Annotated in this window: 13 protein-coding genes; 9 read left to right on the top strand and 4 right to left on the bottom strand. The window is 33.7% G+C overall.

Going from position 1 to position 21,271, the window contains the following annotated elements:
- The first annotated feature begins 8 nt into the window (after positions 1-8).
- The 4 genes from ACFSR1_RS06700 (at position 9) to ACFSR1_RS06685 (ending at position 6,488) form a co-directional block, all read left to right on the top strand.
- On the top strand, positions 9-869 hold the full coding sequence (locus tag ACFSR1_RS06700; RefSeq protein ID WP_378290874.1) for a hypothetical protein: 861 nt from the start codon (positions 9-11) through the stop codon (positions 867-869).
- A 1-nt stretch (position 870) separates the two neighbouring features.
- The gene (locus ACFSR1_RS06695; RefSeq protein ID WP_378290872.1) at positions 871-3,045 is read left to right on the top strand and encodes a tetratricopeptide repeat protein; all 2,175 of its coding nucleotides are present in this window, start codon (positions 871-873) and stop codon (positions 3,043-3,045) included.
- A 282-nt stretch (positions 3,046-3,327) separates the two neighbouring features.
- The gene (locus tag ACFSR1_RS06690) at positions 3,328-5,508 is read left to right on the top strand and encodes a S9 family peptidase (protein WP_378290870.1); all 2,181 of its coding nucleotides are present in this window, start codon (positions 3,328-3,330) and stop codon (positions 5,506-5,508) included.
- An 86-nt stretch (positions 5,509-5,594) separates the two neighbouring features.
- Positions 5,595-6,488 (top strand): phospholipase A, encoded by an 894-nt coding sequence (locus ACFSR1_RS06685; RefSeq protein ID WP_378290868.1) that lies wholly within the window; start codon positions 5,595-5,597, stop codon positions 6,486-6,488.
- 130 nt (positions 6,489-6,618) lie between these two features.
- Here ACFSR1_RS06685 and ACFSR1_RS06680 read toward each other — a convergent pair whose 3' ends face one another.
- On the bottom strand, positions 6,619-9,675 hold the full coding sequence (locus ACFSR1_RS06680) for a GEVED domain-containing protein (protein WP_378290866.1): 3,057 nt from the start codon (positions 9,673-9,675) through the stop codon (positions 6,619-6,621).
- 303 nt (positions 9,676-9,978) lie between these two features.
- Positions 9,979-11,139, bottom strand: a complete 1,161-nt coding sequence (locus tag ACFSR1_RS06675; RefSeq protein WP_378290864.1) for an iron-containing alcohol dehydrogenase — start codon at positions 11,137-11,139, stop codon at positions 9,979-9,981.
- A 420-nt stretch (positions 11,140-11,559) separates the two neighbouring features.
- Here ACFSR1_RS06675 and ACFSR1_RS06670 point away from each other — a divergent pair, with 420 nt between their 5' ends.
- The 5 genes from ACFSR1_RS06670 (at position 11,560) to ACFSR1_RS06650 (ending at position 17,101) form a co-directional block, all read left to right on the top strand.
- Complete coding sequence (locus ACFSR1_RS06670) at positions 11,560-13,011, top strand: BLUF domain-containing protein (protein WP_378290862.1); 1,452 nt, start codon at positions 11,560-11,562, stop codon at positions 13,009-13,011.
- Between the two features lie 176 nt (positions 13,012-13,187).
- Positions 13,188-14,390: a sensor histidine kinase gene (locus ACFSR1_RS06665; protein ID WP_378290861.1), complete on the top strand. Its 1,203-nt coding sequence runs from the start codon at positions 13,188-13,190 to the stop codon at positions 14,388-14,390.
- Positions 14,391-14,510: 120 nt separating this feature from the next.
- Positions 14,511-15,620, top strand: coding sequence for a type 1 glutamine amidotransferase domain-containing protein (locus ACFSR1_RS06660; RefSeq protein WP_378290859.1), 1,110 nt, complete (start codon positions 14,511-14,513; stop codon positions 15,618-15,620).
- Positions 15,621-15,723: 103 nt separating this feature from the next.
- Positions 15,724-16,773: a helix-turn-helix domain-containing protein gene (locus ACFSR1_RS06655; RefSeq protein ID WP_378290857.1), complete on the top strand. Its 1,050-nt coding sequence runs from the start codon at positions 15,724-15,726 to the stop codon at positions 16,771-16,773.
- 136 nt (positions 16,774-16,909) lie between these two features.
- Positions 16,910-17,101 carry a cold-shock protein gene (locus ACFSR1_RS06650; protein ID WP_118456039.1) on the top strand — a complete coding sequence of 64 codons (192 nt, stop codon included), beginning with the start codon at positions 16,910-16,912 and terminating at the stop codon, positions 17,099-17,101.
- Between the two features lie 147 nt (positions 17,102-17,248).
- Here ACFSR1_RS06650 and ACFSR1_RS06645 read toward each other — a convergent pair whose 3' ends face one another.
- Both ACFSR1_RS06645 and ACFSR1_RS06640 read right to left on the bottom strand, forming a co-directional pair.
- On the bottom strand, positions 17,249-19,633 hold the full coding sequence (locus ACFSR1_RS06645) for a DUF2309 domain-containing protein (protein WP_378290855.1): 2,385 nt from the start codon (positions 19,631-19,633) through the stop codon (positions 17,249-17,251).
- Positions 19,630-21,117: a proton-conducting transporter transmembrane domain-containing protein gene (locus tag ACFSR1_RS06640; RefSeq protein WP_378290853.1), complete on the bottom strand. Its 1,488-nt coding sequence runs from the start codon at positions 21,115-21,117 to the stop codon at positions 19,630-19,632. The genes ACFSR1_RS06645 and ACFSR1_RS06640 overlap by 4 nt, the downstream gene beginning before the upstream one ends.
- Between the last annotated feature and the right edge of the window lie 154 nt (positions 21,118-21,271).

Raw genomic sequence — 21,271 nt, 5'->3', positions numbered from 1 at the left:
CGGGGATTATGGGAAAAACAACAATTAACAGATGGATCACTTGTACATTTCTACTCTGTACGACACTGATTATGGGGCAAAAACCGGAAATACAAGTGAGTTTTGATATCGCTACAGATAATTTATTTTTTGAAATATTTGAAAGTGATATTGATGAAATAAAAACCAAAGCATTACCAATACTCATGGATGGACTTAATGAGTATATAGGATTTGCATCATTCTTGAAAGAATCTGCACCGAATAAGCTAACGATCACATTAAAAAATAAGAATGTTGGTAGTACAGGTTTTAATGAAGAGTATTGGTTGTTTTTTGAATTAAAGGATATAGAAAACTCAGTATTTTCTCATGAATGGCAATTTTTGGATTACGAAGAATTTGATGCATATCAGAGCTCTACTACCATGATGTTAGAAAAGTTACAAGAAGATTGGAAATCGTATTTAAATAAATCATATAATCAGGAATTGGTAAGTATTTTGTTTGATAAAATTTCAATCACTATTCCGGATAGTAACCATTATTATATTGATGATACTTCGGGTATTAAAGAGGCTATTCTTCCTTTTAAAAAAGAAATGCTGATGATGGATCCCATTGATAGTGAGTTTAAAGTGATTGTTAATGGTAAGACAAATAGTGGAGTTGCTACAGTATCCAAGCACGAAGAAGCTCAATTTTCAGGTACTGTACAGGAAAATATGACTGGAATACCGTTACCTCTAATGGGATGCCTAAGAATACAACTTAAAGAATTGCCTGTTATGGAACTACTTAATGGGGAAATCTTTATTACTAAATACAGAAGGAAAGTGTATACTACTATTGCTACTTCGAGCGATTTTTTTGAATCTAATATTGAGTAAGATGAAAACTAAAAAAATATTTTCGATAGTATTTGCTGCACTACTTTTTACCTTTTGTTTTGGACAGGTTGGTTCTCCCTCTCCTATAAGCTATAAAGAGAGTAGTAGAATACTAATAAAAGATGTGAATCTTACCGTTGAAGACTTTCTTGCAAAAGGTGAGATAGCAGAAGCTGCAAAACATATAAAAAACAAAATGTCCGATTGTCTTGAATTGGGAGATGGTAGCAAGCTTTGTGAAGCAGGACTCAACTTTACAAGTGGTTATTTATATCAACAAGCTGCACTAAAGGATACGAATAATACTAATGCATATAAAAAACGGGCTTTAGTGTATTATGAAAAAGTTTTGGCTGAATATCCTGATAATAAAGCTGCGTGGTCCAATTTTATCCAATTGATAGAAGAACAGGGTATTGATCCATCTACCATTGCCAAACTAGAAGGCATGGCCAAAAAATATCCATCCATACGCTTAGATATCTATGTTCGAATTGGTGACATTTATAAAAATGACAATAATTTACAAAAAGCGTGTGATTATTATCAAAAAGCATACGCAGAAGACCCATTTTCAGAAAAAGCGTGTGGTGCTATGGTAGCATTGTATACCAGATATGATTTTTCTTGCGTTGTGCGGAACAACATCAGACAGTTAGCATTGGATTGTCAGGAAATTGATCTACCTAATTATTCAGAAGAACTTCTAAAGAAAGAACTAGTAACATATTTTAATAATAAAAAATATAAAAAAGCCTTAGAATCTTTGGTGCTATGGGCTCATGTAATGGCAGATAATAACTGGCTTAGTTCTAAGAAAATCAATAGATTGAAGATTAAATTGTTTCAACGTAAAGAAAGTGAAACCAGAGCTGAAAATACCATTTATAGTGCATTAAATGAACTTCAAAGTATAATTGAGGCGAAACAAATAGAGGATATTGGTGATATTCGTTTTTGGAATGGATATAGTCCAGAAATTTATATGTCTGGTGAATGGAGTAAGATCAATCCAGAATCAGTGTTATATAAAGTTTACCACACAAAGGGAAAAAAAGCATATTTCAAAGGCTATCTTAAAGATGCAGAAGCTTTTTGGCAAGCTGGACTGGATGGAGTAAGGAATTCGGATCGTGCATTCTATACAGTGGTTGCATCCGATATGGCACAATTATATAATAATAACCCACGTTTAGATCCTTCTGATAAGAAACTCAATAAACTTATCATCAGGCTTTTTAATATGAAAGGTGCTGCATACGGAGATAATGACCTACGAATGATCCGAAAATACCATATCACACTGGGAGGTATTTTTTATGACAAGAAGAAATGGGATGGACCCGGCGGAGCAAACGCTAAATTCCAGCTAAGTAGGGCAGTGTCTAGTAGAATTGGACCCATAGTAAATCCAAAACTTAGAAGAATGTTAGGGGATGTCTACAACGAATTAAATCAAGATAGTAATGCTATCAATGCTTATACTAAGTCTGTTGAAGATTATTTATCGCTGGATTTGATAAAAGATGCGGATAAACTTATGGGGATCACTAAAGAGAAGTTTAGTACTGCAATGAATTCAAATCAGTTAAAAAAGATTAATGGAATTCAAATCATAATTGATTGGAGAAAAGAAACTAAAGATCCTAATAATGATCTCCTTAAAAACAAGGTAACCGTAACAGATTATTTAGGGAAAGTTTCAAAAGCAGAAAATGACGCTAAAAAGGCGATATCAGAAAAGTTTGTAAAACTTCAGTTTTTTAAAGGACTTTCTGACCTAGGAGCCGCAATTTCTGATGATAGAAAAGTTGATAAACAGATTGTTTTGGCAAATGCTTTAGAAAGAATAGATAAAGTATACCAACTATCCTCACCAACAGATTTTAATAGAATAAAGAACATAAAAGTTACTTTAGAACAAAGTGTAGCGCAGTCAAAAAGATTAGAAAACGCACAAATGAATAAAAAAGCAGATATATCTTATAGGAATTCCCAATCCAAATCTGGTTTCAAAACATATAGTGTTACTGCACTTAATAAGGAAATTGTGGTTCCTGATCAGTTATTTGAATTAAAAGGAATTCTTAAGGCTCATTATGCTACTAATCAGTTTCAGTTAGAAAACAAAGTAAAAATTGAAATGCTTGATGGAAAATTTAAGGTTAAAAATTAGCCTTAAATTTTCCATCCTATAACTATAGAGTTTTTTATTTACATAATACCATCATATTAATCGTTTGCGTGTATAAATTCTAAAACAAAAAGCATCATTGGTGTTAAATCTGTTGATGCTTTTTATTTAATCAATAGTTAGTTTTAGAACTCGATAACTAAACCGATCGCTCTTAAAAATTAAATTAATTTCTAATTGTTGTAGAATACCAGTACTTTTATCTTTTAAATTATATTCAGGATTCAATTGGGAATTCTCATAAAATCAAAATTTAATTTTTATATGAAAACTAACATCATCAATCTACTTCTTATTGTCCCTGCGCTATTTATAGCCTGTAATACGACAAAAGAAGAAAAGACCGAATTAAGACCACATCAATCATTAGACGCTCCGGTCGCTAAAAAAATAGCAGAAGAGTTAAAAGCACATGGAGATACTAGGATAGATAATTATTTCTGGATGCGTCTAAGTGACGAACAAAAAAATGCAGAAACTCCTGATGCACAAACACAGGATGTATTAGACTATCTAAATGCAGAAAATGATTATAAAGATGCTTCGATGAAGCATACAGATAGTCTACAGAAAACTTTATTTGATGAAATTGTAGGTCGTATCAAGAAAGATGACTCATCAGTTCCATATAACGACAACGGATATTCTTATTACACACGATTCGAAAAAGGAATGGATTATGCCTTGTATTGTCGTAAGAAACTAGAAGAAAATGCAAAAGAAGAAATCATGCTTCATGGACCCGAAATGGCAAAAGGCCTTGCTTATTTTGCATTAGGCGGTAGATCCGTTAGTCCAGATAACAAAATGTTAGCTTATGGGGTTGATACTGTCTCGAGGCGTCGTTATACCATCTATTTTAAAGATTTACAAACGAATAAAATCCTTTCTGACAAGCTAGTAAATACTACAGGAAGTGTAGCCTGGGCCAATGATAATAAAACAGTTTTTTATACATCTAAAGATTCTGTGACATTGAGAGCCGATAAAATCTATAAGCACGTATTAGGAACTGATCAATCAAAAGATGAATTGATTTTTAATGAAGAAGACGATACATTTAGCACCTTTGTGTATAAATCAAGATCCGATAAGTATATCATTAGCGGTAGTTATCAAACATTATCTACAGAGTATAGATACCTAGATGCAGATACTCCAAATGGAGCGTGGAAAGTAATACAACCTAGAGAAAGAGATTTAGAGTATAGCGTTGCACATTTTGGAGATCATTTTTATATCAATACGAACCTGGATGCAAAAAACTTTAAATTGGTAAAAACACCAATAACAGCAACAACCAAGGAGAATTGGGTAGATGTAATACCGCATAGAGACGATATATTACTACAAGATTTTACCGTTTTCAAGGATCATTTGGTACTTAGCGAAAGAAAAGATGGTTTAAGTACTATTAGAGTAAAGAAATGGAGCGGTGAAGATGATCATTATATATCTTTTAATGATCCCGCTTATCTTACTTATCCTACTACCAATCTAGATTTTGATACAAATATTTTACGATACAGTTATACTTCTCTAACAACTCCAAATAGTATTATTGATTATAATATGGATACGAAGGAGCAAACAGTATTGAAAGAGGAAGAAGTATTAGACCCTGATTTTTCTAAAGATAATTATGTGTCAGAGCGTTTATATGCTACTGCTAGGGATGGTGTGAAAGTTCCTATATCACTGGTATACAAAAAAGGTGCTCAGAAAAATGCTGATACTCCGTTATTATTGTATTCTTATGGTTCTTATGGCAGTAGCACAGAACCTTATTTTAGTTCTACCAGACTTAGTTTACTAGACCGTGGATTTGTATTTGCAATGGCACATATTAGAGGAGGGCAAGAAATGGGCAGGTACTGGTATGAAGATGGTAAACTGCTAAAAAAGAAAAACACATTTACAGATTTTATTGACGTAGGTGATTTCTTAGTAAAAGAAGGATACACCAGTTCTGACCATATGTATGCTTATGGAGCTAGTGCTGGTGGATTATTAATGGGAGCTGTTTTAAATATGAAACCAGAGCTTTGGAATGGAGTAGTGGCTGCTGTACCTTTTGTAGATGTAGTGTCCACAATGATGGATGAAACAATTCCGTTAACGACATTCGAATTTGATGAATGGGGAAATCCTAAGAATAAAGAATATTATGAGTATATGAAATCATATTCTCCTTATGATAATGTAGAAGCAAAAGATTATCCTAATATATTGATTACTACAGGTTATTGGGATAGTCAGGTACAGTATTGGGAACCTGCTAAATGGATTGCTAAACTTAGAGAATTGAAGACAGATGATAATCTCTTAATCATGGATTGCGATATGGAAACCGGACACGGTGGTGCCTCAGGACGTTTTGAACGTTATAAGAGGACAGCCCTTAATTATGCCTTTATGCTTGATTTAGAAGGAATAGAGAAATAATTTATAATTTCTAAAAACAGCGAGTTAGAATCTATATTTTAACTCGCTGTTCTCTTTATTAAAAACTTTGGAATACATAAAATGTTATGAAAGGATTATTTACCGCGATTTTATCTATTCTAGCATTTACGTATACGCATAGTCAGATTATTATTCAAGATTCTGAAGGAAGTTTATCTGAACGATGGCAAATTAAAAAAGATAGTATTAAACGTTTCAAGATTGAGGCCTACAAACCTGTTTATTTTTTAGTAGCTAATTACACAACGGATATAAATAATTTTCCAACTAGTGACAATCCTCTTAATTCAGTAGAAGAACCTTCTGATTTTTCTGATACAGAATTAAAATTTCAATTAAGTTTCAAAACCAGAGCAGTTAGAAACTTGTTTGGAAACAAAATAGGAGGAGATGTTTGGGTAGGATATACCCAATCGTCCAGATGGCAACTCTATAGCGCAAATATTTCGAGACCATTTAGAGAAACTAATTACGAACCAGAATTGATGCTGGTTTTTCCAACTCCTTATAAAATTTTAGGATTAAATGGTGTATTGGCCGGTATCGGGATAAATCATCAAAGTAATGGAAGATCAAATCCTTTATCGAGAAGCTGGAATAGAATTATTTTACAGTTTGGATGGGAGAATCCTTCTTGGAGTTTTGTGCTAAGACCCTGGTGGCGATTACCAGAAGATGCGGTAGAAGATAATAATCCAGGAATAGAAAACTATGTTGGTAGGACAGAGTTTTTGGCTGCTTTTTCAAAAGGAAGACATGATATTAGTATACTTGGAAAACATTCCTTAAGAGATGGAAATGAAAATAGAGGCAGCATACGTCTGGATTACGCATTTAAAATTTTAGGTCAACTACAGATTCACGCGCAAGTCTTTCACGGATATGGAGAAAGTTTAATAGATTACAATCATAGTCAAACTACTTTCGGAATTGGTTTATCTCTTTTGCAGTGGAGATAATTGATGTTTTATTTTATAAAAAATAGAAAAGATTAGATTTCCATTTTCTTTTGTGGATTAATAATAAAAGGCTGCCGATCATAGTGACGACAGCCTTTTCTAACACTTATTGGCTAATAAATATTTATAGTTACTTCTTTACAATAAATCGTTTTGTAATTGCTAATCCATCAGAATTAGTAAATCTAACAAAATACAATCCATCAGCGAATTGAGAAATATCAACTCCAAATGACGATTCTTTTGGATTTATCTTTTTCACAATAGCACCATTCGAAGAAATCATAATAATCTCGTCAAATTTACCTTCATTAATCTCAATGTTTAGTGTCGAAGTTGCAGGAATAGGATATAACTGGATACTCTTATCCGCCATTCTAGTGAATGATACTATTTCTGCAATATCATCGGTATCTTCTGTGGTTGCAGGAGTAGTAGTTCTAGCATTATCACCGGTAATAATGATTTGATCAAAATAAACCTGATCATTATTAACACTAGCATCACAACGTATACGGAATCTATTGTTAGCGTTAAAATTATAAGTCCCTGAGTCTAATACTATCGTATCAGTAAAGAACGAACCATTATTGAAATCGGTACCTGTCACATATTGCCCAATCACTTCATAAGAGGACCCGTTAAAGAATTCAATAAAGTAGTCTTCACCATTTTCCATGGCATTTGCGAAGGTGTGAAACTCTATAGATACTTCTGTATTTCCTGTTAAATCAAGTATTGGAGATACTGCGTTAGATGAGGCACTATTATCACGAAGTCTAATCGAATAATCACCCTCGAATGCACGTGCACTGTTATTGATACGAGCACAATCACTTCCACCATCTATCCATCCTTCGAATCCGGTTTCGAAAAAGTAGGCAGCTATAGTACCGCCTCCTGGACCTCCAGTTCCTTCGTTAAGATTAACGGTGTAATCTTCTACTTCGCCATAGGTAAAAGTCTCACAAGAAGTAGGAATCGCATTATACTTCATAGAAACTCTCATTCTCACCGAAGTTTCAGAAGTTCCGGTTGGAACTGTAAATGATCCACTATTAGGAGTGTCTGTAGATGGAGATTTTGACCAAACAAGCTCTCCGGCATCATCAAAATCCCCGTTGTTGTTATAATCAATCCAAACAGCATAACCTTCTGCGTATATAGTTCCTGTCCAGGTTGGAGTAACGGTAATCGTATATGTTTGCCCTTCATTTAAATCAGTAGAAATTCCAGTAAAATCAGAATAAAACTGAGCACCAGAGCTATTATTGATAGTATTCAATTGTACATTACTAATAAACTCATCATTTACATTAGTACTTTCAGAATCACAATAAACGGTAGTACTTCCATCTATCGTAGTAAATGAAGTAGTTGCATTTCCCGAAACATTTCCAGCTGCGTCTTCTGCCCTTACAGAAGCTGTATACGAGGTTAAAGGAGAAAGCCCTGTAAGACTAAAACTTGTTGTTGTAGAGGTTCCTACTACAGAACCACCTATAGAAATAGTATATCGAGCTACACCTACATTATCGGTAGAAGCAGTCCAGTTAAGGGTTGCTCCACCAGCTGTAATATTACTAGCTGTCAAATTTGTTGGATCTGTAGGGGCCTCTGTATCTGGAACTCCAGCTTCGATTTGGAATTTACCGACAACACCTCTTCTGCTACCATTTACATATTCATTGATAAACCAAAATGAAGAATCATCTGATGGATCCACATCAATTTTACTATAATCTCCATATCGTGTTCCGGGTATATTACCTGTTCCATTAGCAATAAGTTCTTCTGCAGTAGTCATAGTCCCCAGAGGATCAGAACTTAATCTTCCTGTAAAATAAGAACTTACTCTTACTGTTGATGGAGTAGTAGGACCAGACATAGAAGTATATCCCATTCCTATATTTCCTTGACCATCCATTGCTAAACTTGCGTGCCAGGCGTGCCTTCCGTCAGGAGCTGTATACGTACCTTCTTGATATAAAGACCAAGGCTGGTTATCTCCGCTTTGTCTAAATTCATACCATCGTATGGCTGCCAATTCTCCAGAACTAGCATCGACATCTACTACAAAATTAAACACTGCAGAATTATGAGTGGCAAATTTTCTAAATTGTGCCTGATTCATAATCGTTGCTTGCAATGCATCTATCGAAGTACCTCCATTAGGTTGTGATAAATTAACAAAACTTCCTCCATCAAACACACTAATAAAAGGTGTTGTAACGATTTCCTGTGGACTCGATACTGTTGAGCTTCCTGGGTTATTCCAGTCTACATCTGCTGTCCATACTTTAATATGATCTACGGATACGCCATTCCAAGCATTATCCTGTAGATAAACAATTGTTGCACCTCCAGGAGCTGGTAAATTACCATCAGTTACATTTAAAGCCTGAGGACTAAAAAAACCACTGGTAACAATTCCAGGAAGGTTAAAACCAAGAATTTGCGCATTGGGATCTCCTGCTAACATAGCATCTCTTTCTAATGCCCATAATTTATTAGTTCCACCTGTGTTTTCTGTAATATAATATCCATCACTCCAAACAGATAATTTTTGATAATCCTGTATTCCTGAGATGTTATAAACGTACCATCCAGAAGTTACTGGGTTAGGTCCATCAGAAACTGCTACCTGAGCACCTGATCCTAAAAACGAAAGTACCCATCTATCTGCTGCATTATCATAAGATGCCGTTAGATCACAGCAACCTCCTGAAGGAAAAATTGCAGGATTAGGAGATGTTTGGCCAACTAATTGATTACCAGATTTATCATAAATCATAAATCCAGTATTGTATACAACGATTACATGATTAGGACCTACTGCAATGGAAGGGTCTGTAGGTTGAGAATTTGATGAATAGGTATCAAAAACTAAACTAGCAGGAGCTCTTTGTACACTTTGCTCCATTGCGTTTTTATTTCTAAAGAAATAATCATTTTCAGTTTGTGGATCTTTCCCAGAGATAATTTGATTTCCTAAGGATCTTTTATCTTTTGCTTCTCTCACTGAATTATCAGGAGGAATAAGATCATTGGGTCTTGATGCAATAGAGGAAACATATTCTACAGAAGAGACTTTTCCGTGATAAAATGCTTTGGTCCCAGTTTGTTGAGCTTGAGTCATAAATGTGCTCACGACAAAGGCTGTTAGTAATAAGAGTTTTAATTTCATTTGTGTTAATTTAAATGGTTAATTGACTTAAATTTAACTCAAATTTTAACAGCAAATTGAAATTATTTTAGCTTTTTTTTAAATGAAAGGTAAGACCATATTAGGTTTGTGCAATAACCATTTATTAAGCTGATTAGTTGTTGATTATAAGCAATACTTATTGAAAATAATTGATTAATAGTCCTTTAAATTTATAGTATCACACCATAAGATATCACTTATTCAAATTAGTATAATTAAAAATAAGAAAGTCCTGTTTTAAAATATAAAAACAGGACTTTCTTTAAATACAAGAAAAATTCTTTAATAAGCCATCTCAACAATTTCTGCTGCTATTTCGGGAGTAATATCCTGATGTTCTCCTAAAGCAGTCATTCCGTGGTCTGTTAGGTTTTTTGCTACTTTCTGAGAGAATCCTTCATAGTCATTGGTGTAATCTCTTAATCGTGTGTCAATATCTAAAGACTTGAAAAAGTTTTCTGTTCTGTTGATAGCTTCTGTGGCTTTTTCGTCAATAGTGCCTTCTTTAATATTAAAAATTCGCTCGGCATATTGAGCTAATTTCTCTTTTTTCTGCTCAAACTTCTTGGTATAAGCGCTTGGTAAGATCACCGCTAAAGTACGCGCGTGGTCAATTCCATAAAATGCAGTAAGCTCATGGGCGATCATATGTACACTCCAATCTGTAGGAACACCTTTTTGAATATAACCATTAAGTGCCATGGTACAGCACCACATAAAATTAGATGCAGCTTTATAATCACTTGGATCTTTAATTATTGCAGGTGCAATTTCGATTAAAGTTTGCAAAATTCCTTCAGAGAAACGATCCTGTAATGGAGCATCTGCTGGATAGGTCATATATTGTTCTAATACATGAGTATATGCATCAACAATACCATTAGCCAATTGTCTTTTTGGGATGCTATGAACTACTGTAGGATCACAAATTGAAAACTCGGGAAATAATCCAGGTCCACCCATCACCATTTTTTCATTCGTTTCTGATCTACTTACCACGGCACCACTATTCATTTCACTTCCTGTAGCAGGTAAGGTTAGTACTGTCCCAAAAGGTAATCCCTTTAATGTTCTAATTCTCTTTGCTAGAATATCCCAAGGATTATCTCCTTCATAAAGTGCTGCTGAAGATAAAAACTTAGTCCCATCAATAACAGAACCTCCGCCAACGGCAAGCATGTAACCAATATCTTCTTTTTTAATAACATCTAATGCTTTTAATAAAGTAGTATATTCAGGATTAGCTTCAATACCACCAAACTCTACCACTGTATGATCTTTTAACGCAGTTACGACCTGATCATAAACACCATTTTTCTTAATACTTCCTCCTCCGTAAAGCATTAAAACTTTTTTATCTTTTGGCACTTCTGTAGACAGTTTCTCGATTTGCCCCTTGCCAAAAATCATTTTCGTGGGCACGTATAATTCAAAATTTCTCATTGTGTTATATTTTTTTAGGATGGATTAAACTTTGTTTTACATTTGAATAACAAATTTTATAATAAATAGGCTTTTAATAGTTGATCTATGATAAGAAAAACTAAAATCTTCATTATTCCGCATTCGGAATAATATTTTTAATCATAAAATAAGAATTTAAATGAATGTATTCAGTCTTTACTGTATTTTAAACAAATATTAACGCTATTTGATAGAAATCCATAATAAATCAAAGTCATACTATATATAGTAAAATCAACATAACTATTTATCAATCAATAAATTGAAAATATGCTTAATTTTTAATATATTAATGTATTCATAGAACATAGAAAGCTTCTTCCTTGTAGGTATTCCGAGGATTGAAATTTTAGTACTTTTACTTTTTTAAATTTACTCATTATAGATGTCATAAATTATATGTTAGGATTAAAAGAAAATAGCCCCATTGAGATGTTACGTGAATTTTCTGTTTATTTTGATGCGGATTTACACGAAGATTATGGAGCAGCATCTATGATCATTGATAATAGTAAAGGTAAAGGGAGTATTAATGCATATGAGCTTTTTCCGGGTTTAACTGCTTGGGTTTATGATATCAATTTTGCTTCGGATTTAGTTATTGACTTCGAATTCTCTAACGAAAAACCACTTTATTTTAGCTATGTTGTATCAGGATATCAATTACAAAAATTTCCTGATGAAACTGAATTTAAAAAAATACAACAAAGTCAGAATTTTATTCTTGTGAGTGAACCGGGTAAAAAGTCAAAATTCGAGATTCCCGGAAACACTAAATTTGAATGTTGTTATTTAATTATAAATCCGAAATCATTAGGTTTACATAGTACAAATAGTATCAGTAAACAGTTACGATCTAATCTAAATGAGATTTTTGATAACACAAAAGAAGGCAAGCCATATAGATATTTTGGAGATATAGATGCACGAATAGGTACTTTTGCTAGAATTGTTATTAGAAACAAGAGAACTGATCTTGTCGGAAGATTGTTAACGCAGGCTGGTGTCTTGAATATGTTAGCATCACAGATTGAAGCTCACGATCACGATTTAAATACCGAGAGTTTCCAACCTACACTTACAAAAGAAGAACTCTCAAAAATTACAGAATTGGGGGATTATATCAGAAAGAATATTAGTAACAAACTGACCGTTTCAGAACTAAGCAGAGAAATCGGTATGTCTTTAAAAAAACTTCAGTCCGGAATTCAGTTTTTATATGGATACTCTGCCAACCAGTATATCACCAATTTAAGATTAGAATATGCCAAAGAGTTGATTCAATCTACGGATTATAGTGTTTCAGAAATTTGTTATCAGATTGGTTATACTAGTCGAAGTTATTTTTCTAATTTATTCAAAAAAAGATTTGGTGTGCTTCCTAGCGAATATAAAAATTCGTTTCTAAAAGACGATCTCTTGTTCGAAGTGACTTATCGTTCGATGGCATTTTCGGGAATTACAAACTCTGATATCGAAAATATTATCGTTCTAGCCAGAGCTTTAAATGAAGATAATAATATTACCGGAAGTCTTATTTATCATAGGAAAGTGTTCTTTCAGCTTATCGAAGGTCCAAAGAAGAATGTTTTAAAATTATATGAAAGAATCAAAAAGGATAAAAGGCATTCTGATATTATTACTATGTGGAAAGGGCCAAAACCATCTCGGGACTTTAAACTTTGGTCTATGGCTATGATATCTGATAATAACATATTGAATATTTCTTACGAAGGAAATACAGAAAAACTAAACCTGGGACATTTAATGGGAGAATTAGATGATAAATCATTAGCTTCCAAAAACCTTTGGAGAAAAGTTAGAAACATAATTAAAACCGCAAAACCTTAATACATAGTATTGCAAAATAGATAATGCGCCTATATGATGTCTCTTCTTAAAATTATACATTAATGTTATTTTTTCTGTAAAACATAGATTATTATTAAATAACGTTCCGTTGTATTCGCTTGAGAAAAAATGTACGGATCTTGATTTCAGTTTGATTATTCTTTAGATTTATCCCAATGATAGCACCTTTATACCCCAAGAATGAAAAGCAACGACAAGCTGCTGTAGAAAAATATGGATTGTTAGACACCTTACCCGAAGAGAGTTTTGATAATATCACGTCTGTGATGTCTTATATCTGTGATGCTCCAATTTCGTTAATCACTTTGTTGGATAAAGATCGAAATTTTCTAAAATCTCATTATGGAATTCCATTTAGCGAGTCTCCAAGAGAGATATCGTTTTGTGGTCATGCCATTAATTCAGATGATCCCATAACCATTATAAAAGATTCAAGAGAAGATGAACGATTTGACGGCAATCCTTTAGTGACAGAACATCAGGCAATTTTTTATGCTGGTGCACCATTAATAGATTCCGAAGGTTTTAAACTGGGCACATTGTGTGTATACGACACAAAACCCAGAGAGCTAAGTTCTGAACAGAAAAATGCATTGCTCGCAATGTCTAAACAGGTAGTTAGTTTATTTGAGCAACGATACCAAAATTTAAAACTTACACAGCTTCGGGATAAGCTGGAAAAAAGAAATGAAGACCTAAAAAAGTTTGCTAGTGTAGTGTCCCACGATCTTAAATCGCCTTTAGCAAATATAATTTCGTTGACAGAGCTTTTAGAAGATGATAATAAAGATAAACTAGGTGAGGAGTCTTTACAGTATTTAGAGTATCTAAAAACATCATCCTACTCGCTAAAAGATTATATTGATGGTATCCTGAAGTTTTATAAAAGTGACGATTTAATAAAGAATAGAAAAGAGAAAATCGATATTGAACATTTGGTAGAAGAGCTCAAACAAATTACCGATTCAGAACATAAAGCGAAATTTAATGTTTTAGGAAACGTACAAGAAATTATCGCAAATAAGTCTGCATTAATGCAGGTTTTAACAAATCTGATTACGAATGCAATCAAATATAACTCAAAACCTGAAATAGTAATCGATATTAAGATAACCAGCGTTTTGGGTTTTTATGAATTTGCTGTTAAAGATAATGGTGACGGTATTCCCAAAGATTATTTAGATAAAATATTTGATCTTTTTACGGTTGTAGGAGTAGAAGATAGGGACGGCAATTTAGGCACCGGAATTGGATTAGCAACCGTAAAAAAGATAGTCCAAAACTTAGGTGGAGAAATCACCGTAGCTTCTTCTAAAGGAGAAGGGAGTACTTTTACTTTTTCAATTGCTAAAGTTTGAGATTTATTATAATTAAGTGACTAACCTAAAACATCATTTACTCTGACGGAATTATCATTTCGACAGGTTTTATAAGCTGTTATGTAGTTCTTCGTGCTATAATTTTTAAAATTAAATAGCATGTTCAAAAAATATCGAATTCTTAAATGGAGTATAATTTCCATTTTAGGTATTATCATTTCACTTTTTATTTTTGGTTGGTGGTTTATGAGTTTATTACCATCGGCAGAGAATAGACCATATATAACCGGAACTCAAGTGTCGGATTTACCATATCTCTCTAAAGATATTGTGCCAAAACGAGGAAAAATTTTAGCAATCGTTACCAGTACCGATACTATGGGTGCTACAGATAAAAGTACCGGTTATGAATTAACCGAATTATCGCGGGCTTACTACGTTTTTCAAGCTAACGGTTTTGAGGTAGATATTGCCAGTCCATCAGGAGGAGAATCACCTGTAGTAATTGATGATGAGGATATGGGTCTCTATGATTTTGCTTTCTTAAATGATAGTTTGGCTCAATATAAGGCAAAACATACGATTCCGGTACACAATATTAACCCTGAATTATATGAAGCAGTATTCTTTGTTGGTGGAAAAGGAGCCATGTTTGATTTTCCTAAAAATAAATCCATTCAATTTATTATAAAAGAGTTATATCAGGCTGATAAGGTTATTGGTGCAGTATGCCACGGACCTGCAGCTTTAGTAAATGTAACTCTTGATTCTGGTCGTTCATTATTAGAAAACAAAAAGGTGAGTGGTTTTACAAATGATGAAGAATTACTGCTTATTTCGGATGCCGAAACTATATTTCCTTTTCTTCTGCAGGATAAATTAATATCAAAAGGAGGGAAATTTAATGAAGGTTCTATGTATTTAGAAAACATTAGTCACGATAAAAATTTAATAACAGGTCAAAATCCTTGGTCTACTTGGAAATTAGCCGAAACCATGATCACACAAATAGGGTATACACCCAAGTACAGAGAAATCACAGGAGAAGAAAATGCTGTCAAAGTTTTAAAGGTATATGAAACAGAAGGTTTCCGGAAAGCCAAAGAATTAATGAAGCAAATGATTTCTATAGATAACAAGCCTATGCAAAGAATATTAATAGCAAAACACGGTATTATAGCGGCTATGCAAGGTAAAATTGGACGATTTTTCAGTTTAGTTGGGTTGACATCTTATGCAAAAAAAATATCAAAAGATTTCGAAAACTAAAAGGATAAACTTGCATTATTGCTAAATAGAAAGTATAAACTCTTCCATAAGTTTATGCTTTCTTGGAATATCAAATATCCCTACATTTGGAAAAAATAGTATCTTGAGCTTTTTAGATATATTATTGATTATTATTAGTAGTGCAGGACTTTTGCATGGAGTACTTTTTGCGTGCTACTTAATCGTATTCAAAAAGAAAAAGACATTAACCAATCGCTTACTTGGATTGATCCTCGTCTTTATGGCATTTCGAATAGGGAAATCAGTTATGCTCAATTTTGGTGGTGGTATGGAACCAATTTTTATTTTTATAGGTTTGGCTTTTCTTTTATTAATTGGCCCATTATTTAGATGGTATATTTTGGGAATGACCCATCCTAATTTTAAGCTACCGAAATACTATTATTTAGAACTCATTCCGTTTGTTTTGATTTTTATCGCTAGCCTTTTTGTTACCAAAGAATGGTATGAAAATGGTAAACTTGTCATGGTCATTTTTGGAATTGGTCTTTTATTTATCTATTTACATTTAGCTTTCTATATAATATTTGGTTGGTGGATTTTAAAAAAAACAAAGCAGCAATACGAGCAAACATTACAAACAAAATCCCAGAGAGCTATTTTTAATTGGTTACGTTTTCTTATCATAGGTTTTATAGTGATCTGGATGACCTATATATTAAATATTGTAGATGAAGCTGTACCGTATATTGTTGGCCCTATTTTATATTCTGTTATCATCTATTTTTTAAGTTATAAGGCATTTCAACTAAAAGCTACTGATTTGGATGGAGATGCGTTTAGAGCAAATGATAATAATCTGTTGTTTAATAAGATTTCAAAACTAATTACTGATACAAAATTATATCTCGAACCAGATGTTTCTTTAGCAAAGCTTAGTAAACTTTTGGGAAAAAGCACGCAAATTACTTCATCAGTTATTAATCAATATGCAAAGCGAAATTTTAATGATTTCATCAATCATTACCGTGTTCAGGAAGCTAAGAAATTGCTTTCTACTGCTGAAGGTGATAAATATACCATTTCCGCAATTGCCTTCGATACAGGCTTTAGCAGTCTTTCTTCTTTTAATAGTGCGTTCAAAAAGTTTGAAGGAATGACACCATCAAGTTATAGAAAAGATAAAATTTAACTCCATTATTATCAGATATAAAGACACCATATTTATAATAAATTGAAAATAAGTGAATTAATATGTTGTATATCGAAAAAAAGGGGTCACTTTTGCACTTTAAAACAATATAATATTTTAATTTAATTACATTACAATGAATAAAGGAACAGTAAAATTCTTCAATGACGCTAAAGGTTTTGGATTTATCACTGAAGAAGGTGCTAACAAAGATCACTTTGTACACATTTCTGGATTAGTAGACGAAGTTCGTGAAGGCGATACAGTTGAATTTGATCTACAGGAAGGTAACAAAGGATTAAACGCAGTGAACGTAAAAGTTATCTAATACATACATATACTTTCAAGTTTAATAAAAAGTCCATCAATATTGATGGACTTTTTTTATGATCAAATTATAGCGACCTCAGTTTTATAATTAAACTATTTGCTTATAACTTAGAATTCAGTCTCTTCTAAAAATATTAATACATTTTTATGCAGAAATTTCTTCTAATACTTTTTCTTTAATATTTACTTGTTGGTTAAACTCTACTGTTTTGGCATCTGACATAAGTTCCCACTGAATTGATTTTTTGTATCTGAATATCCCGTTGTTTTGTTTAGGATCCATTACCATCAGATAAATCCATTCGTTATCAAGCAATGTTTTTAGATTTTCATTTCTCAAAAGGATATCAGAAACTCTGTTAATGGGTGCTTGAATCATCACAGACAATCGTAAGGGTTTATGATACAATCTGTCATCCGAATCGAATAGTGATTGCAGAGGAAGTCCCATTTTAAGGTCTCCACCATTTCCTTGCACGACTCCAAATCTACCAGTGATGTTGTGAGTTATTTTTGACCCTCCACCAAAAGTATTATTATCTACGGTAGAGAAATAGTAATGATTATTTATCCACTGTGTTACCACCATAGGACCTTGCATAATGCCTTCCAGTGCTTTTCCGGTAGTGTCTAATTCCCAGTTATAAGAGTGAAGAAAACAACGACTATCCAGGTTTGTATTTTGTGTTAGACTTCTTGGTCCAACAATAAAACCTGCATTCTTAGCAAGTCCCCATTCTGGTCTGGTTTCTGCCCAATTGCTTGCTTTCTTCTCCGCTGTGACGATACTTTTAGTGCTTGTTCCTAATCTATCTGCTGTCGCAGATCTTTGTGCTTTGCCTAAATTTTTCTTTAATCTAGCCACGAGTACTGAATGAGATTCCGGTATTTCGGAATCAAACAAAACAATCTCATCTGTGGTTGTATTATGCTCTGCACCCAAAAACAGAGTAACTTCCGGAATTTGAAATCCGTGTATTTCTGTTAGTGCTTTTCGTACTTCAGGTTCATTAGCCAGTTTGGCTAGAGTTCTGGCATTATGTCTACCAGGGCTTGCTGCACAAGCACCACAATCCAAGCTGGAACCAAAAGGGTTGTTTGCAGAGTGACTTCCGTGACCCACAAAGAGTACAAGTGGAGAAAACGTCTTCCAACCCATTAGATCAAATCCTGATTTTACAATTCCCACTTTTTCATCAAGAGAAATTTCACAAGCTTTCGAACTATTGTACGGATTGATGTCCGGTTCGCAAAATGAAGTTGTCTCATAGGACTTTTTCTTTTGTTGTTGGTATAATCTACGAGGAAACAGTGTTCTGGCAATAAGAGATATACCATAATATAATCCTGACCCTTCTACGTATCCAAAAGCAGAAGGTAGCATATTCTTCATTCGCTTTAAGAAGTACTTGCTAAACTTAGCAATGTCATTTTTAGCATTGTACTTCTCTAATTTGTTTTTGCCATTAATTTGTGCCTTTTCTGTCACTTTATAAGCTGAACCAACGATAGGAGGACAGGATTTACGAACAATTCCATCGTCTAAACTTTCGTAGTCCATAGCTATCCCAAAAAAACCAGCGTAACCATATGTTTCATAATTGCCACTGGATTCTACGTGTCTACGAATTAGTTCTGATCGTGTATCGATACAAAATACGAGCTGCGCATCTGGGGAGCTATCATTTTCAACGGTCTTTAATAATACCGATTGGTTCTCCAAAGTGTTTACCAGTCGATTCTGCCAGCTCTGTTCCCAAGCTTTTAGCAAAATGTATTGTAACTTTATAATCAACTCATTCTCTAACGAACTTTTTACTTCAGGAACTAACGAAATACCTAGACTTTTAGCAGTCAACAAACGTGCCGCCAGATAATCGGATAGTGTTATAGGATATTTTTGTTGCCACTCTGAGTTCGACTCTTGCCTATGGTTAATATATCCTGTCCAACCAGGCAGTGCAGCAAGATGATACGTCAATATGTTAGTATATTCAGTTTCTGGAAAATCTCTCAAAATTGACTCTAAAGCGTCTAAGCTTGTTGGTGGTATATTTTTCAGGGATTTCAGACCGGTTTCCTCATCATAAATTACCAGAAGTCTCCAGGCGTTATAGAATCCTTCACTTTTAAATGGCATATTCCACTCTGCAAGCCCTTCATCCATAAATGCTGCAAGCCATTTTGCCATGATACGATCAACATCGTGGTTTGCATTGAGAGCTTCTTGCTGACTTTGTATTTCAATATCTTTAAGATATTCTTCTGGTGAATTCGTAAGCCCTTCTTCATGTAGTAATCCTTTTAAAAGGTTGTTATCGATTTCACCCTTTTCCCAAGCCTCACGATACATTTTCGCTTCAGGAAAAACAGTCGCATCAAAATGTTTCTTTGCAGTTTTTACAGCTTCGAAAAAAGAACTGTTTTCGTACCCTGACAAAGGGTTAGATGCTACAAAAGTATGGAGTGGCCACGTCTTACCTATTACTTTTGACGCTTTATCAATACTGCTTAGAATTTTAGGATTCATATTGATTTTGATTTATACATTAAAATTGTTTTTTTATTGGGCTGTGATAGGTTCATTAACTTTACATACACCCACGGAAGTTTTTGATATCCGCCTAATTTCATTACAAAAAATCCTATTAAGAAGATAATTCCAAAAGTTATTTGTGTTACTGATAATGGTGCAGCACTAGCTGTCATAGGAAGATCTGCCATTAAAACCGTTACTGCATTATACATCAAAGCATATAATCCAATTCCGATAACAAATAAAACGGGCATCACCATAATTTTTTGTAAAGTAGAAAGGCTTCCCTCTTTGACAATATTATATGTTGCCTGACCCACCGTGATAGCTACGATTAAGGTTAAAAATATTCCGCTATCCAAACTAGAACCTTTTCCTGTCCATATTGCAAATAAGAAGGCACCAAGAATTCCAAAAATCAATACTACAATTGCTTGTAGTGGTTTTATTTTTAATTGCAAGGATTTTTGTGGGTTGGTTTGTACAACTTCTTCACCGGATGATAAAAACAAGTATGCTTTATAAAATCCGTGTAGTATTAAATGTGCTACCGCAGCATTGAAAAAGCCCAAACCACATTGCATAATCATAAAACCCATCTGAGCGATAGTAGAACAAGCTAATTTGTGTTTAACATTGATCTGGAGTAGTTTGGTAAATTGTGCTATGATGGCAGTGAGTCCCCCAATGATAAACAAAAGGTCTAATGTGTTTGAAGCGAATAATAGTGAAGCGAACAAAGCTAATAATATACCTGCACCATTAACAAAACCTGCATGCATAAGAGCAGAGGCTGGAGTAGGTGCTGTCATTGCTGATAATAACCAGCGATGAAATGGATACATTGCTGATTGTACAATTGCAGCTGCGATAATAAGTAGGGCAGAAGGTATGATGATTAGCATTGGCAGCTGAGCTGCTACCAATGTCAGTTCTTCTACTGTAAAAGCATTGCTGTAAAAAGCCGGAAGTAATACTCCACCGGTCAAAAACAATGTCCCGGTAAGGAAATACTTCAGTGTGAATTTTGATGCTTCTCTGGCTTCTCCCCATTCTTTATTGATACCAATTAACCGGGACATAAAAATGCCCATAACCAGCCAGCTGAATAGCAGCAACAAAATGTGATTAGAAACTACCAACAATATTACCGAAGCGGTGAAGCATAGACAATATATCAAAAATTGGTTTTGATATCTAAATCCATTTAGATACTTAGCTGCATAACTGGTAACAACAGCACTAAAAAAGACCACTGTAGTGCAAATCAGTATGCTAAAACTATTGATTCTGAGCATCTCTCCAATTTCCAATTTTGGCATATTACCAAAATTTAGGACAAGAAATAATAAGCCACTTGCAAATAGCACCCATAGTAAAACAGATACAAATTTGTATGACAAAGGAACTTTCTGGTTTACGTTAGTTTCCATATGAATATTAGTAATATTGCTTTTTGTAAGATTTTGAAAAGTCATTTTCAGCCATTTTAGTATTCATGATCTCTGCTTTGGAAGAGCTAGTAGTCTTGATGCTAATTCGTGCTTTCATTATTAATAAGCCACCTATGATAAAGGAACATAATAAGATTTTATCTAAGAAAAGTTGGTTGCTGTAATAAGAGAGAGTAAT

This window comes from Aquimarina rubra (assembly GCF_042684305.1).
Classification (GTDB): Bacteria; Bacteroidota; Bacteroidia; order Flavobacteriales; family Flavobacteriaceae; genus Aquimarina; species Aquimarina rubra.
This window is presented reverse-complemented; position numbering and strand designations above follow the sequence as displayed.

Excerpts from the sequence above, each read along its gene's own strand:
- ACFSR1_RS06700 (WP_378290874.1), top strand. The coding sequence starts at position 9 with ATGGGAAAAACAACAATTAACAGATGGATCACTTGTACATTTCTACTC.
- ACFSR1_RS06695 (WP_378290872.1), top strand. The coding sequence starts at position 871 with ATGAAAACTAAAAAAATATTTTCGATAGTATTTGCTGCACTACTTTTT.
- ACFSR1_RS06690 (WP_378290870.1), top strand. The coding sequence starts at position 3,328 with ATGAAAACTAACATCATCAATCTACTTCTTATTGTCCCTGCGCTATTT.
- ACFSR1_RS06685 (WP_378290868.1), top strand. The coding sequence starts at position 5,595 with ATGAAAGGATTATTTACCGCGATTTTATCTATTCTAGCATTTACGTAT.
- ACFSR1_RS06680 (WP_378290866.1), bottom strand. The coding sequence starts at position 9,675 with ATGAAATTAAAACTCTTATTACTAACAGCCTTTGTCGTGAGCACATTT.
- ACFSR1_RS06675 (WP_378290864.1), bottom strand. The coding sequence starts at position 11,139 with ATGAGAAATTTTGAATTATACGTGCCCACGAAAATGATTTTTGGCAAG.
- ACFSR1_RS06670 (WP_378290862.1), top strand. The coding sequence starts at position 11,560 with ATGTTAGGATTAAAAGAAAATAGCCCCATTGAGATGTTACGTGAATTT.
- ACFSR1_RS06665 (WP_378290861.1), top strand. The coding sequence starts at position 13,188 with ATGATAGCACCTTTATACCCCAAGAATGAAAAGCAACGACAAGCTGCT.
- ACFSR1_RS06660 (WP_378290859.1), top strand. The coding sequence starts at position 14,511 with ATGTTCAAAAAATATCGAATTCTTAAATGGAGTATAATTTCCATTTTA.
- ACFSR1_RS06650 (WP_118456039.1), top strand. The coding sequence starts at position 16,910 with ATGAATAAAGGAACAGTAAAATTCTTCAATGACGCTAAAGGTTTTGGA.
- ACFSR1_RS06645 (WP_378290855.1), bottom strand. The coding sequence starts at position 19,633 with ATGAATCCTAAAATTCTAAGCAGTATTGATAAAGCGTCAAAAGTAATA.
- ACFSR1_RS06640 (WP_378290853.1), bottom strand. The coding sequence starts at position 21,117 with ATGACTTTTCAAAATCTTACAAAAAGCAATATTACTAATATTCATATG.